The sequence below is a fragment of the Candidatus Accumulibacter sp. ACC012 genome (assembly GCF_907163155.1).
Taxonomy (GTDB): Bacteria; Pseudomonadota; Gammaproteobacteria; order Burkholderiales; family Rhodocyclaceae; genus Accumulibacter; species Accumulibacter delftensis.
The window spans coordinates 107,505-121,179 of record NZ_CAJQUC010000016.1 but is presented as its reverse complement, the minus strand read 5'-3'; the positions used below and the strand labels follow the sequence as shown (position 1 = coordinate 121,179).

At 62.4% G+C, this 13,675-nt stretch carries 15 protein-coding genes; 12 read left to right on the top strand and 3 right to left on the bottom strand.

Annotated elements, in window-relative coordinates:
* Position 1: 1 nt before the first annotated feature.
* A complete protein-coding gene (gene motD / locus QZ648_RS16375; RefSeq protein WP_291997685.1) occupies positions 2-868 on the top strand; it encodes a flagellar motor protein MotD in 867 nt (288 codons plus the stop codon).
* Here motD and QZ648_RS16370 read toward each other — a convergent pair.
* From QZ648_RS16370 to flgA, 3 genes are all read right to left on the bottom strand, one after another.
* The gene (locus QZ648_RS16370) at positions 865-1,374 is read right to left on the bottom strand and encodes a flagella synthesis protein FlgN (RefSeq protein WP_169066962.1); all 510 of its coding nucleotides are present in this window, start codon (positions 1,372-1,374) and stop codon (positions 865-867) included. The genes motD and QZ648_RS16370 overlap by 4 nt on opposite strands.
* Positions 1,375-1,388: 14 nt before the next feature.
* Positions 1,389-1,676 (bottom strand): flagellar biosynthesis anti-sigma factor FlgM, encoded by a 288-nt coding sequence (gene flgM / locus QZ648_RS16365; protein ID WP_169066961.1) that lies wholly within the window; start codon positions 1,674-1,676, stop codon positions 1,389-1,391.
* A gap of 92 nt (positions 1,677-1,768) precedes the next feature.
* Entirely contained in the window at positions 1,769-2,479 is a 711-nt protein-coding gene (gene flgA / locus QZ648_RS16360; protein WP_169066960.1) for a flagellar basal body P-ring formation chaperone FlgA, read from the bottom strand.
* A gap of 212 nt (positions 2,480-2,691) precedes the next feature.
* Here flgA and flgB point away from each other — a divergent pair, with 212 nt between their 5' ends.
* The 11 genes from flgB (at position 2,692) to flgL (ending at position 13,666) form a co-directional block, all read left to right on the top strand.
* The gene (gene flgB, locus QZ648_RS16355) at positions 2,692-3,111 is read left to right on the top strand and encodes a flagellar basal body rod protein FlgB (protein ID WP_169066959.1); all 420 of its coding nucleotides are present in this window, start codon (positions 2,692-2,694) and stop codon (positions 3,109-3,111) included.
* 3 nt (positions 3,112-3,114) lie between these two features.
* Positions 3,115-3,519 carry a flagellar basal body rod protein FlgC gene (gene flgC, locus QZ648_RS16350; RefSeq protein WP_169066958.1) on the top strand — a complete coding sequence of 135 codons (405 nt, stop codon included), beginning with the start codon at positions 3,115-3,117 and terminating at the stop codon, positions 3,517-3,519.
* 28 nt (positions 3,520-3,547) lie between these two features.
* Positions 3,548-4,231 (top strand): flagellar hook assembly protein FlgD, encoded by a 684-nt coding sequence (locus QZ648_RS16345; protein WP_291997684.1) that lies wholly within the window; start codon positions 3,548-3,550, stop codon positions 4,229-4,231.
* Between the two features lie 15 nt (positions 4,232-4,246).
* Entirely contained in the window at positions 4,247-5,494 is a 1,248-nt protein-coding gene (flgE, locus tag QZ648_RS16340) for a flagellar hook protein FlgE (RefSeq protein ID WP_291997683.1), read from the top strand.
* Between the two features lie 37 nt (positions 5,495-5,531).
* The gene (locus QZ648_RS16335) at positions 5,532-6,281 is read left to right on the top strand and encodes a flagellar basal body rod protein FlgF (protein ID WP_169066955.1); all 750 of its coding nucleotides are present in this window, start codon (positions 5,532-5,534) and stop codon (positions 6,279-6,281) included.
* A gap of 15 nt (positions 6,282-6,296) precedes the next feature.
* Positions 6,297-7,079 (top strand): flagellar basal-body rod protein FlgG, encoded by a 783-nt coding sequence (flgG, locus tag QZ648_RS16330; RefSeq protein ID WP_169066954.1) that lies wholly within the window; start codon positions 6,297-6,299, stop codon positions 7,077-7,079.
* A gap of 7 nt (positions 7,080-7,086) precedes the next feature.
* Positions 7,087-7,782, top strand: coding sequence for a flagellar basal body L-ring protein FlgH (locus QZ648_RS16325; protein ID WP_291997682.1), 696 nt, complete (start codon positions 7,087-7,089; stop codon positions 7,780-7,782).
* A gap of 43 nt (positions 7,783-7,825) precedes the next feature.
* Positions 7,826-8,941, top strand: a complete 1,116-nt coding sequence (locus QZ648_RS16320; RefSeq protein ID WP_169066996.1) for a flagellar basal body P-ring protein FlgI — start codon at positions 7,826-7,828, stop codon at positions 8,939-8,941.
* A gap of 40 nt (positions 8,942-8,981) precedes the next feature.
* Positions 8,982-9,956, top strand: a complete 975-nt coding sequence (gene flgJ, locus QZ648_RS16315; protein ID WP_169066953.1) for a flagellar assembly peptidoglycan hydrolase FlgJ — start codon at positions 8,982-8,984, stop codon at positions 9,954-9,956.
* A gap of 82 nt (positions 9,957-10,038) precedes the next feature.
* Positions 10,039-12,084, top strand: coding sequence for a flagellar hook-associated protein FlgK (flgK, locus tag QZ648_RS16310; RefSeq protein ID WP_169066952.1), 2,046 nt, complete (start codon positions 10,039-10,041; stop codon positions 12,082-12,084).
* A 250-nt stretch (positions 12,085-12,334) separates the two neighbouring features.
* Positions 12,335-13,666 (top strand): flagellar hook-associated protein FlgL, encoded by a 1,332-nt coding sequence (flgL, locus tag QZ648_RS16305; protein ID WP_291997681.1) that lies wholly within the window; start codon positions 12,335-12,337, stop codon positions 13,664-13,666.
* Positions 13,667-13,675 lie beyond the last annotated feature (9 nt).

The window sequence follows — 13,675 nt, the reverse complement described above, 5'->3', positions numbered from 1 at the left end:
TGTGGCACGTCGAAAACGCGCCGAGGAAGGGCACGAAAACCACGAGCGCTGGCTGGTTTCGTACGCGGATTTCATTACCCTGCTGTTCGCTTTCTTTGTTGTGATGTACGCCCTTTCCTCAGTCAATGAGGGCAAGTACCGAATCCTGAGCGATTCGATGGTCAGCGCTTTTCGCAATGTTCCGGTCAACAGCGCCGGCCAGCTGGCGCTGATCGTGCCGACACCGGCGCCGGTGACGAAGCCCAGCCTGACCAGCAAGACGCAGGAGGCCGTCAAACAGAAACAGCGCGAGAGTATGCGCAGTATTGCCAAGGACATTCTTGAGGTGATGGCGCCTCTGGTTGCGCAGGGGAAGGTGCGAGTCCTTGAAACCAGTCGCGGAGTGACCATAGAAATCAACGACAGCATTCTGTTCTCGCCAGGGCAGGCCTTGATTCAGCCGCCGCTGGCACGGGCCATGGAGGCGGTGGCCGAGGTGCTGGTGGGGACCGATTTCCCGATTACCATCGAAGGGCACACCGACGACGTGCCGATCAGCAATACACAGTTCCCTTCCAACTGGGAGCTCTCGGCGGTGCGCGCTACGACCGTTCTGCGCCTCTTCGCGGCAGCCGGGATCGCGGCGCCCCGGCTGACCGCGATTGGCTATGCCGATACGCGCCCGGTCGAGCCGAATGCACTGGCGGACGGGCGAGCGCGCAATCGTCGGGTCTCGATTCTGATCGACTCGGCGATCCCGGAAAAAGGCACCGAGGTCGATCTGCAGGGGCAGGGCGAGAGCGCCGCGGTGGCCGTCGATCCGACGCCAGCGGAAGCACCAGTACCACCGGCAAGTACTGCAGCTCCGCGGCAGCTGCCAGCACGTTAGGCACTATCGCTGATGCGGCGGCCGCTGGGGGGCGCGCTTTGTCCGTCCGGGCCATACAGATTGCTGGCCGCGTTGCTTCCCAGGAGCACTTCGAGCGCCTGCGTATTGTTCTGCATGCGTTCCTGGATCAGTTCGCCATTGGCGCGATTCAGTTCGCGCGCCTGGGCGGCGACGGCCAACAAGACCGACCAGGCGCTGTGAACGCTTTTTTCTACGGGGTGCGCAGCAAACCAGGCGGCTATTCCCGCGCGATCATTGGGCAGGCCGCTGGCGGCCAGCAAGCGTTTGCGTTGGGCGGCGAGCCTTGCCAGTTCGGCGGCGACATTGTTCTTTTGGCGGACGAGACCGAGAAGGTCGTCCACTTCGCCTTTGACCAGCATTTGCTGTTCGCGCTCGAGCAGGGCGACAAAGCTCTGCGCTGCGGCGATCTCGCTGTCGACGGTCTGCGCGAAGTCGGCACTTGCGCTGCGCTCGCCGACCTCGCTTCCCTCTGGTTTCGCGGCCATTGGCTTGGCGGCCGTCAGGTCTGCCGTTGCGAACCGATCAGTTCGCTGGCCGACTCGATCAGGCGGTCGGCAATGGCTTCGGCGTTGATCGTGAAGCGACCCTCGGCGATAGCCTGTTTGATCTCGGCAACGCGGGTGGCATCATAGGCCGGGGCCTCCCCCGACGAATGCAGATGGGTTGCCAATTCACTGAGATGCACTTCGGCAGCCGCGTTGCTGGTCGGTTTGCTGATGTTGCCGCGCGTGCGGGTGTCACTGCTGACGGTGGCGCTGGCCGTCGTGCTGGTGCTGTCGATCTTCACGGTGTTGCCCCTTGAGCGGTTGTTCTCAATTCATCTATCGGCGCAGAACGGCAAAACTTTAACATTATTTTCAGCAACATCTTGCAGCTAGCTCAATAGCTCACTTCAACGATGCCGCCGGGACGTGCGACTCCGCTGACGACCTGCCCGGAAGCGGTGCTTACCCGGACGATCTCACCGTCGCTGGCGTTGTTGAGAGCCTTGCCCTCGTTGCTGACCGAGAAACCCGCGCCTTTCGACTGCAGCTTTACGCTTTGTCCCTGCTGCACTGCCAAGGGCGCGGTGAGCAGGTCGTTGCGCAGGGGTTGGCCGGCCGCGACGCCGTTCTTGACCGTTTTGCCGATGGCCTGCGCCGGGTCGGTCACGATGCTGGCCGGCAGACTGCCGAGATCGCCCTGTTGCGCAAAGACGTCGGCGGCGCTGATTACCTGGCCACGATTGAGCTGCCGCGCCGTGACCAGGTAGCTTCCGGAGATTCTGATCTGCACCGGCACATAGATCGTCCATGCCTCGGGTGCCAGGCAACGTACGCCGATGGTGGTTCTTCCCCAGAGCCGACTACCCTGCGGCAGGAAGGGCTCGTAAGCGCTACATGGCGCCTCCTGCGCGTGCTGGTCGAGACGACCGATGCTATAGCTTGCCTTGCCCGGCAAGCCCTGGGTCTGAAGGCGCAGATAGTTGTCGAGAGCGGCACTCAGTGACTCCTGCGCGCCGACCCCGCTGCTCGCGGCGGCGAGAAGAAGAACGAGCAGCGATCTGGCAAGGCGGGTGGCGCGATGGGTGACGAGCTTCGAGATAGGCATCGCGTCATTCTGCCTGATTCCGGCGGCCCCGCGAAGCGGCCCGGAGATGAATGCCTGGCGTGGAAGGCGGCAAAATTTGCCGTGGGGCCGGCAAATGCCGGTCGGCGGCTGCGGCAGAGCGCTGGCAAATGCTTGCCGGCTCGCCACCAAAGGAGGTGGCACGGCTATTGCTTGTTGACTGTTCACGAGAACAGGACACGGAGGGCACGCTGATGGTCGGCAAAATCCAGGATTCGCTTTCCTTCCAGCTGCAGGCATTGACCCTGCGCGCCGAGCGGCAGCAGGTGCTGGCCGGTAATATTGCCAACGCCGATACGCCGCATTACCAGGCACGCGACTTTGATTTCGCAAGCACCCTGCAGCAGGCGGTCAGTGGTCGTGAGCAGGCGGGTCTGCGTCTGGCGACCCTGGGCTTGGCCACCACTTCCCCGCAGCATTCGCCGGGCAGGGCGGCAGCCGATCCCCTGCAGCTGCTCTATCGGCAGCCGACGCAGGCCAGTGCCGATGGCAACACGGTGGACATGGATGTCGAGCGGGCGCAGTTTGCCGAGAATTCCTTCTTCTACGAAGCGGGCCTGACTTTTCTTTCCGGGCGCATCAATACCTTGCGCACGGCGATCCAGGGGCAATAAGCGATGAGTGTTTTCAACACCTTCAAAGTGGCCGGTAGCGCCATGACCGCGCAGGCGCTGCGCCTCAACGTGGTGGCCAGCAACTTGGCCAATGCGGATAGCGTGATCAGTTCCGACGGCAAACCGTATCGCGCCAAGCAGGTGGTGTTCGCGGCGACGCCGATGGGCAGCGGGGCGGCGCAGGGCGTCCGGGTGACGCAGGTCGTCGAGGACAGCAGCCCTGGACGCCTGCTCTATGACCCGCGTAATCCGGCGGCCGACGAAAGCGGCTACGTGACCATGCCCAATGTGAGCGTGGTCGACGAGATGACCAACATGATCTCGGCGTCGCGCGCCTACCAGACCAACGCCGAAGTCATGAATACCGCCAAACAATTGCTGCTCAAGACGCTGGCGCTTGGCCAGTAGTCACGACGACACCCTGGAGAAAGAAACAATGGAAAGCGTGCAATCGGGCACTTCAAGCAGTGACATCCTGGCGTCGCTCAACGCTCAGACCAAGTCCGGCAACAATCAGCTGCTGTCGACGACCGAGGAGGTCCAGAATCGCTTTCTCAAACTACTGGTAACGCAGTTGAAGAACCAGGATCCGCTCAACCCGCTCGACAACGCGGCGGTCACCTCCCAGATTTCGCAGATCAATACCGTGACCGGCATCGAGCGGCTGAATACGACGCTCGAGACTTTGCTCAGTACCTTCAACGAGGGACAGGCCATGCAGGCCGCCGGGCTGATCGGCAAGAACGTCCTGGTCGGCGGGTCCGGGCTGGCTCTGGTCAATGGTCAGGCGAATGGCGGGGTCAATCTTGCCGCGCCTGCCGACAACGTGACGCTGACGATTTTCGGGGCTGGCGACAACGTCATTCAGAGCGAGCGCCTCGGCGCCCGTGACGCCGGTAGCTTTGCGTTCACCTGGGATGGGATGACTGCGCAGGGCATCCCAGCGCCAGATGGCACTTATCGTTTCACGGTGAACGCGGTGCGCGGTAGTGAAACGGTGGCCGCTGAGGCTCTGCAGATTGGCACGGTAAATGCTTTGGTTAGAGAAAAAGGCAGCTATCAGCTCGACCTGGGTGGGCTGGGCCGGGTCGCTTTCGACAAGGTTCAACAGATTCTCTAGGCGTAGGAGAAAAGGATGAGTTTTCAGCAGGGTTTGAGCGGTCTGAACGCGGCGTCTTCGTCGCTGGACGTGATCGGCAACAATATTTCCAACTCCAGCACGGTTGGTTTCAAGAGCGGCAGCGCGAATTTCTCGGACATCTACGCTGCGTCGCTGGGCATCGTCTCCGGTGCCAAGATCGGTATCGGCGTCGGCATCGGGGCAGTTCAGCAGCAGTTTACGCAGGGCAATCTGACGACCACCAACAACCCGCTCGATCTGGCGCTCAATGGTGGCGGCTTCTTTCGCCTGAGCGACGAAGGTGCCATCAGCTACACCCGAAACGGTCAGTTTCACATCGACAATGACGGTTATGTGATCAACGACCAGCGCGCTCGCCTGACCGGTTACCCGGTCGCCGCCAACGGTGCAATCACCCCTTCCAACCCGATCGAGCTGCAGATTTCGGCAGGCCAGATCGCCCCGCGTGCGAGCAGTGACCCGCTCGCCGGAGAACTGCGGGCGGTGCTCAATCTCGACTCGCGCGACTCGGCTCCGGCCATCTCTCCATTCGACTATAGCGATCCGGAAACCTACAATTTTTCCACCGCATTGACGGTTTTCGACACCCTCGGCGTGGTGCACAACATGACGACGTTCTACGTTCTCAATGGCCCGACGGCACCTGGCCAGTGGACCGTGCATGCCACCCTCGATGGCGCGGATCCGAAAGTCGTGGAGGGCGGGAATCTGATCTTCAACACTTCGGGTGCGCTCGACCCGGCCTCGGCGTTGCGGGATCTGCCGTCCTGGAGTCTGACCACCGGTGCCGTATCGCCGTGGTCGCCGGGGAAAATGGATTTCACCGGTACCACCCAGTACGGCAGCGGTTCGAACGTCGATCGCCTGACGCAGGGAGGTTTCACTTCGGGCAGCCTGGTCGGGGTGGGTGTGAACGCCGATGGCATCGTCCAGGGGCGTTACAGCAATGGCCAGACGCGCAACATGGGGCAGGTGGTGCTGGCCTCGTTTGCCGATCCGAACGGGCTCTTGAGCCTGGGCAACAACCAGTGGAGCCTGACCTCGCTGTCCGGGCCGGAGCTGATTGGTGCGCCGGCCTCGGGCAGTCGCGGGGTGATTCAGTCGGCGGCAGTCGAAGATTCGAACGTCGATCTGACCAAGCAACTGGTGGACATGATCACCGCTCAGCGCAACTACCAGGCCAATGCACAGACCATCAAGACCCAGGATCAGATCATGCAGACGCTGGTCAATCTGCGCTGATGGCTGTTGAGCTCGAGCGAAGGACTGGGGAGTAGCCATGGACCGCCTGATCTACACGGCGATGAGTGGTGCCAAGCAGGTCGTTCTGCAGCAGGCTGGCGTCGCCCAGAATCTCGCCAATGCCACGAGCACCGGCTATCGGGCGATGGAGCATCGCTTCCGCGCCGTGCCGGTGCTGGGCGAAGGTGCGCCGACCCGGGCATTCGTCGCCGACGCCGCGGTGGCTGATGTTTTCGAAGAGGGGCCGATCGCGGTCACCGGTCGGCCGCTCGACGTGGCGGTAGATGGCAATGGCTGGATTGCCGTGCAGGCTGCGGACGGGCGTGAGGCCTACACCCGTGCCGGCAATCTCAAGACCGACGCCAATGGCATGCTGCAGACCAGCACCGGCTTGAATGTCGTCGGTGAAGGTGGACCGATCTCGCTGCCGCCCGACAACAATATTGTCATCGCTACTGACGGAACGGTGTCGAGCATTCCGCGCCTGGGTGCCGGGGCCGTCAACAGTGTCAACGTGGTGGGCCGGATCAAGCTGGTCAATCCACCGGAAAACGATCTCGTGCGCGGCGATGACGGCCTCTTCCGGACGCGCAACGGCGTCGGCGCTCCTGCCGACGAGGACGTCAAGCTGGTGCCCGAGGCGCTCGAGGGGAGCAACGTCAACTCGGTTGAAGCGATGGTCAGAATGATCAGCCTCGCTCGCCAGTTCGAGATGCAGATCAAGATGTTGCAGACGGCCGACAGCAATGCGCAGGCGGCCAGCCAGATTCTCTCCATGAACCGCTGATAGGACAGGACAAGCATGATCCGCTCACTGTGGACCGCCAGTACCGGCCTTACTGCCCAACAGGTGCAGATTGACGTCATTGCCAACAACCTGGCCAACGTCAGCACCAATGGTTTCAAGCAGGCACGCGGGATTTTTGCCGATCTGCTTTATCAGACCCTGCGTCAGCCAGGTGCCCAGTCCTCGCAGACGACGCAGATTCCGGACGGGCTGCAGATCGGTCTGGGCGTAAATCCCGTTTCCACGGGGCGAATTTTCACCCAGGGTGCTCTTCAGCAAACCGGTAACAGTCTCGACATGGCCATCGACGGGGCGGGCTTCTTTCAGGTCCTGCTGCCCGACGGGACCACCGCCTACACGCGTGATGGTTCGTTTCAGAAGGACAATCAGGGGCAGATCGTGACCACCAGCGGCAATCCGCTGCAACCGGCGATCACCATTCCCGAGAATGCCTTGACGGTGACCGTCGGTACCGATGGCGTGGTCAGCATCACCCAGCCGGGGACTCCAGCCACGGTGCAGATCGGCATCGTCCAGGTAGCCACCTTCATCAACAATGGTGGCCTGCAGAGCGTTGGCGACAATCTCTATCTGGAGACTGCGTCGAGTGGCACGCCGACGCCGAATACCCCGGGCAACAATGGCTCGGGGGTGGTGGTACAGAACTACGTCGAAGCCTCCAACGTCAATGCCGCGCAGGAGTTGGTACTGATGATCCAGACCCAAAGGGCGTACGAACTGAATTCGAAAGTGGTGGCGGTCTCCGATCAGATGCTGGCGCGTCTGACGCAGCTGTAAGGGCCTGATGATGAGCACTGGCCGGGTGAACAAGACAGCGCTGTTGCTGCTCCCCGTGGTACTGCTGATGGCCGCGTGCACCACCGTGCCGCCCACCAATATCCACCAGCCGATGACTGCGCGCCCGCAGTACCGCAGTGATGCGCTGGCGGCCAATCTGGCAGCGACCGGCAGCATTTATCAGGCGGGGGCCTCGAGAACCCTGTTCGAAGATCGCCGCGCGCGTTATGTCGGCGACACGATCACGGTGACCATCAGCGAGAACAACAACGCGGCGACCAAATCGAATACCAACGTCAGCAAGACCGGTAGCATCAGTGCCACCGCCGGCCCGTTCGCCGGTTCGCCGGCCAACTGGTTCCGGCCCGGGGAGCTGAACGCCAGCAGCAGCAATGTCGCCGCCGGCAAAGGCGATTCGGCGGCCAACAACGTGTTCACCGGCACCATTACGGTGACCGTCATCGAGGTCTTGCCGAACGGCAATCTGCTGGTTTCCGGCGAGAAGCAGGTGGCGATTGGTCAGGGGCAGGAATACATCCGGCTTTCGGGTATCGTCAATCCGTATTTCGTCAACGCCGCCAATACCATCCCCTCGTCACAGATTGCCGATGCACGCATCGAATACAAGGAGAGCGGTGCGATCAGCGAAGCGCAGGTGATGGGCTGGCTGGCACGATTCTTCCTTACCGTCTTGCCATTCTAAGGAGAACACAGTGGCCCCGACTTTCGCCAGGCACACCGGCAAAATGCAGCGCCGTCCGGCCGTTTTTGCCGCGCTCGCCGGTTTGCTCGCCCTGGCCTTGCTGAGTTTTCCGGTAGCGGCCGAACGGATCAAGGATCTGGCCTCGGTACAGGGCGTGCGTAGCAACCAGTTGGTCGGCTACGGGCTGGTCGTCGGCCTGGACGGAAGCGGTGACCAGACCACGCAAACGCCGTTTACCACCCAGAGCATCATCAACATGCTGGCGCAGCTGGGCACCACCCTGCCGACGACGCAATCCCTGCAACTGAAGAACGTTGCTGCAGTAATGGTGACCGCGAATCTACCGTCGTTTGCCAGGATCGGGCAGGTCATCGACATTACCGTATCGTCGATGGGCAACGCCAAGAGCCTGCGTGGTGGGACGCTGGTGATGACGCCGCTGAAAGGCGCCGATGGTCAGATCTACGCGCAAGCCCAGGGCAATGTACTGGTCCCTGGGGTTGGCGCGGGCTCCGCGGGCAGTCGGGTGACGATCAATCACCTGCTTGCCGGCCGTATCGTCGGCGGCGCAACCGTCGAGCGCGAAGTGCCGACAGCCCTGGGGCAGGGCCCCTTCGTTCACTACGAGATGCGGACGACCGACTTCGGGACGACGCAGCGCGTGGTCGAGGTGATCAACCGCGCCATCGGTCCCGGCACCGCGCAGGCGCTCGATGGTCGGCGGGTGCAGGTGATCGCCCCTGAAGACGCGAACAGTCGGGTGGCTTTCCTGGGGCACCTGGAGAGTCTCGAAGTACGGCCGAGCAAAGGAATCGCCAAGGTGATCATCAACCCGCGCACCGGCTCGGTGGTGATGAACCAGATGGTGACCATCGAATCCTGCGCGGTCGCGCACGGCAACCTTTCGGTGGTTATCAATACCGAACAGCAAGTCAGTCAGCCGAATGCGCTGGCGACGGGGCAGACGGTCACCACTACGCAGAGCGAGATCGAGATCAAGCAGGGGGGCGGATCCTTGATGTCGCTGAAGGCGGGTGTGAATCTCGCTGATGTCGTCAAGGCGATCAATGCGCTCGGTGCCGGACCACAGGATCTGCTTTCCATCCTGCAGTCCATGAAAGCGGCCGGCGCCTTGCGTGCCGAGCTCGAGATCATCTGAGTCCTCTTTCAAGACGCCCATCCCACCATCCCATCCGCCCATGAAATCAATCACCCTTGCCAGCGATACTGCCAACACTCGCCTGGCCATCGACCCCGCAGCGGCCGCCGATCTGCGCGCCCGGCTCGCTCAGGATTCGCAAGGCGGCATGAAGCAGGTAGCACGGCAGTTCGAGGGCATGCTCCTGCAGTTATTGCTAAAAAGCATGCGTGATGCGACGACCAGTGGCGGCATGCTGGACAGCCAACAAGGCAGCTTCTTTACCGCCCTTGGCGATCAGCAAATGGCCCTGAACCTGGCCACCCAAATGCCCATGGGTCTGGCAGAATTGATCGAACAACAGCAGTCGGGGCGAGCGGCCAAGGGCGGCGAAGCCGAGGCCACGCATTCAACCAGCGCAACTCTCGACGCCTTGCAGCAGTCCTTGAGCGCCCTTTCGCCGGCAACTGCGGCGGGCTATCTCGGTGGCGCTCGCCACCGGACGGGGTTGCTGGCGAGCGCGGCGGGCAGCAGTCGCGCAGCAGCGCTGGCCGCGGAATCGCCTTCGGCGCCACGTGACTTTGTCGATCGTGTCTGGCCACACGCCCAGGCAGCGGCCGCAGCCACCGGTGTCCCTGCACGTTTCCTGGTCGCCCACTCGGCGCTGGAGAGTGGCTGGGGACGGCGCGAGATCAGCCGTGCCGATGGTTCGCCGAGTTTCAACGTCTTCGGGATCAAGGCCGGGCGCAACTGGTCGGGGGCGACGGTTGAGGTCGACACGACGGAGTTTGTCAATGGCGTCGCGCAGTCCGAACGGGCGACGTTTCGCGCCTATGCCTCCTACGCCGAGGCGTTTCGCGACTACGCCGAGCTGCTCTCGAGCAAGCCACGCTATGCGGGCGTGCTTGGCCAGCAGGATGGCGTACAGTTCGCGCGTTCATTGCAGGAGGCTGGCTACGCGACGGACCCGATGTACGCCGACAAGCTGGCGCGCATCATTGCCGGCAACACCCTGCGCCAGGCCTTGTCCGGCTAGGCGCTCGATGGCGCGGGTCGACGATCGCCTAAACATTCGCGCTCTCCTGCCGTTAACAGAATAATCAAAAGGAGTTCACCGCATGGGCTCAGGAATCATCAATACCGCAGTGACCGGTCTGCACGTGGCTCAGTATGGGCTACTGACCACCGAACACAATATCGCCAACGTCAATACCCCTGGCTTCTCGCGGCAGAGGAGCATCCAGGAGAGCAATGCCGGCTTGCTGACCGGCGCCGGCTATGTTGGGCAGGGTGCGAACGTGGCAACGGTCGAGCGCATGTACAGTCGTTTTCTGACCGAGCAGGTGGAGCGTTCGCAGAGCAGCGCTAGTGAACTCGAGACCTACTACGCCCAAATCAGCCAGATCGATGATTTGCTCGCCGATCCGGGCACTGGTCTGTCGCCAGCGCTGCAGGCGTTCTTCGCCAGCGTTCAGGACCTTGCCGCCAATCCTTCGCTGTTGCCGAACCGCCAGGCGATGGTCTCGGCGGCGCAGTCACTGAGCGCCCGCTACCAGTCCTTGAGCGATCAACTGGCCGCGATGTACGATGGCATCAACAGTGGAATCACGGCTGCCGTCGCCAGCGTCAATTCCTACGGCGAACAGATCGCTTCACTGAACGGCCGCATTGCGGTTGCCGAAGCTTCGACCGGCCAGCCGCCGAACGACTTGCTCGATACGCGCGACCAGATGGTGCTCGAACTGAACCAATTGATCCGTACGCGAACGACGACCAATACCGATGGCAGCTACAACGTCTTCGTCGGCAGCGGCCAGCAACTGGTTGTCGGCTCACAGCTGATCGGTATGGCGACCATGGCGTCGAGCGCCGATTCCTCCCGGCTGGTGGTCGGTTTGCGAACCGCGGCCGGGGTCCAGGAGATGCCGGCGTCCTTGATCAGCGGCGGCAGTCTGAGCGGCTTGCTGGCTTTTCGCAGCGAGTCGCTGGATAGGGCGAGCAACGATCTGGGCAGCAACGCGGCTTCGCTGGCCTTGACCTTCAATGCGCAACACGCGCTCGGTCAGGATTTCTTCGGTCAGTCGCAGCTCGCCTCGTCGCCGCCGACCAGCTTTACGCCGCAGTTCTTTTCGGTTTCTCCGCCAGTGGTGATCGGCAACACCCGGAATCCGCCGGATAGCCCCCTGGTCAGCGCTGCTTTCGTCAGTCCGCAGCCGTTCAATGGCAATTTCTACGCCGATCTGGGTAACAGTGACTACCGACTCAATGCCGACGGCGCTGGCCTCACCCTGACTCGCCTGACGGACAACAAGCAATGGTCGGGGGTCGACCTGGCGGCGGTGAATGCACAGCTGAGCAGCGATCCACAGGGTTTTGAGCTGGCTTCACCGGGGGCCCTGGTGGCGGGTTCCAGCTATCTGATTCAGCCGACGCGGGGAGCGGCTCGCGGCATCGCCGTGAATCCAGCGTTGATCGCCGACTCGCGTCTGATCGCCGCTGCCGGGCCGTTGCGGGCCGCCGTCGGCACGGCCAATACCGGTACGGCCACCATTTCATCGGGCCAGGCCGGCCCCGGCTATCAGGATGCCGTTGCCGGATTGCCGATCAGTCTGGAATACAATGCGGGCGAACTGCGCAACTTTCCGGTCGGTGCGCGGGTGTCGATCGATGGTGCCGCGCCGGTGGACATCACCGCCAGCGACCAGGGCATTGCTTACAGCAGCGGTGCAACGGTCACCCTGGTGGGCTCGGCCAGCGTCAGTCCGCCCACCGGCTTCAGCTTCGTGATAACCGGTTTGCCCAATAATGGCGACCGCTTCACGGTCGAGATCAACAGCGGGGCCACGGCCGATGGGCGCAACGCGCTGACCCTTGCGCAGCTGCAAACGCAGCACACGATGTCCGGGCAGACGGCTTCCTATCAGGACGCTTACGCGCGCCTGGTGAGCGAAACCGGCAACAAGACACGCCAGTTACAGGTCAGCTCCGATGCGCAACAGAACTTGTTGGCGCAGGCACAAGCCAGTCGCGACTCGCTTTCGGCGGTCAACCTCGACGAGGAGGCAGCGAACCTCATTCGCTATCAGCAGGCCTACCAGGCATCGGCCAAGGCATTTCAGATTGGCGCTTCCCTGTTCGATACGATTCTCGAACTGGCGGCTTAATGTGAAAGTCGCGCAAGCGACTCACGAACCTCCCTTCTCCCCTTGCGGGAGAAGGGGCAGGGGAAGAGGGAAACGGTCATGACTTTCATGATTCGGGGTATCTCGACATGTCATGACCGTTAATGTGAAAGTCGCGCAAGCGACTCACGAACCTCCCTTCTCCCCCTGCGGGAGAAGGGCCGGGGGGAAAACGGTCATGACTTTCATGATCTGGGGTGTCACGACTGTCATGACCGTTAAGGAGACTTAGATGCGGATCAGCAGCAATCAACTTTATGATGCCGGTGTGCGCGGCATGGAGCGCAACCAGAGCCAGCTGCTCAAGCTGCAGGAGCAGATTTCAAGCGGCCGGCGAATTCTCACACCGGCCGACGATCCGATCGGCGCGGCGCGAGCGCTGACCGTCACGCAGACTCGTGAGGTCGCCGCTCAGTACGCGCGTAACCAGGGCGCGGCCGCTGATCGCCTGGGACTGGTCGACAGTCAGCTCGGCGCGGCGACCGATCTCCTGCAGAGCGTTCGTGAGCGCGTCATTCAGGCCGGGAACACGATTCTCAGTGACAGCGACCGCCAGGCCGTGGCCAGCGAACTCGAGGCACGTTTCGCGGAGCTGTTGGGAATTGCCAACAGCAAGAATGCCGAGGGCGATTATCTCTTTGCCGGTCACCAGGGCGCGACGACGCCCTTTGTGCTCAGCGCGGCGACATCGTCGGCGGCACCGACCTCGGTCAGCTATTTCGGTGACGATGGCGAGCGTCTGATGCAGGTCGGGCCGGCACAGCAGATGCCGAGCAGCGTTGCCGGCAGCGATCTGTTCATGAACATCCGTGAAGGTAATGGCAGCTTCCTGGCCGCTGCTGGCGGTGACGGCGGCACCCTTGCCAATAAGGGGGCCGGGGTCATTGACGGCGGCTCGGTGCTTGACCCGCAGAAGTGGCAGCGCGCCCTGAACTCGGATTTCTGGCAGGGAAGCAGCAATCAGGCGCTGGAAATAAGATTCTCGTCGGTCGCCGGGAGCAGTCATTACCAGCTGTTCGACGTCTCGACGTCGCCGCCACCGGCCGCCGCTTTGCCGGCCAGGTCAGTCACTGAGCTGCTGCCATTTACTTCCGGACAGGCTATTCCGCTGCTGAGCAGTGCGCCGGCGGCCGACTTTGGCGCACAGGTGGTGATCAACGGCCTGCCGGCCGATGGCGACCGCTTCAGCGTCACGCCGAGTGGTAACAAGAGCGTCTTCCAGACGATGCAGGAGCTGATCGGCCTGCTGAACTCCCCGCTCGGTTCGAGCCAGGCGAGGACAGAGTTCACCAGCCAGCTGGCAGGACATCTGAACCATCTCGACCAGGCGCAGGCCAACGTCAGCCGCGTGCAGGCATCGGTCGGCGCACGCCTGCAGGCACTGGATGGTCTGAGCAGCAACTCGGCGGCGGTCGATATCCTGCATCAGCAGAGCCTGTCGGCTCTTCAGGACCTGGATTATGCGCAAGCGCTCTCGGACTTCACGCGTCAGCAGTTGAGTCTCGAAGCCGCCCAGAAGTCCTTTGTCACGATCAGTGGCTTGAGCCTGTTCAGCTATCTGTAAGTGATCAAC

Bases quoted from the DNA above. Each gene is read 5' to 3' on its own strand.
- QZ648_RS16370 (WP_169066962.1), bottom strand. From the start codon at position 1,374: ATGGCCGCGAAACCAGAGGGAAGCGAGGTCGGCGAGCGCAGCGCAAGT.
- flgA (WP_169066960.1), bottom strand. From the start codon at position 2,479: ATGCCTATCTCGAAGCTCGTCACCCATCGCGCCACCCGCCTTGCCAGA.
- flgB (WP_169066959.1), top strand. From the start codon at position 2,692: ATGGTCGGCAAAATCCAGGATTCGCTTTCCTTCCAGCTGCAGGCATTG.
- flgC (WP_169066958.1), top strand. From the start codon at position 3,115: ATGAGTGTTTTCAACACCTTCAAAGTGGCCGGTAGCGCCATGACCGCG.
- QZ648_RS16345 (WP_291997684.1), top strand. From the start codon at position 3,548: ATGGAAAGCGTGCAATCGGGCACTTCAAGCAGTGACATCCTGGCGTCG.
- flgE (WP_291997683.1), top strand. From the start codon at position 4,247: ATGAGTTTTCAGCAGGGTTTGAGCGGTCTGAACGCGGCGTCTTCGTCG.
- QZ648_RS16335 (WP_169066955.1), top strand. From the start codon at position 5,532: ATGGACCGCCTGATCTACACGGCGATGAGTGGTGCCAAGCAGGTCGTT.
- flgG (WP_169066954.1), top strand. From the start codon at position 6,297: ATGATCCGCTCACTGTGGACCGCCAGTACCGGCCTTACTGCCCAACAG.
- QZ648_RS16325 (WP_291997682.1), top strand. From the start codon at position 7,087: ATGATGAGCACTGGCCGGGTGAACAAGACAGCGCTGTTGCTGCTCCCC.
- QZ648_RS16320 (WP_169066996.1), top strand. From the start codon at position 7,826: ATGCAGCGCCGTCCGGCCGTTTTTGCCGCGCTCGCCGGTTTGCTCGCC.
- flgJ (WP_169066953.1), top strand. From the start codon at position 8,982: ATGAAATCAATCACCCTTGCCAGCGATACTGCCAACACTCGCCTGGCC.
- flgK (WP_169066952.1), top strand. From the start codon at position 10,039: ATGGGCTCAGGAATCATCAATACCGCAGTGACCGGTCTGCACGTGGCT.
- flgL (WP_291997681.1), top strand. From the start codon at position 12,335: ATGCGGATCAGCAGCAATCAACTTTATGATGCCGGTGTGCGCGGCATG.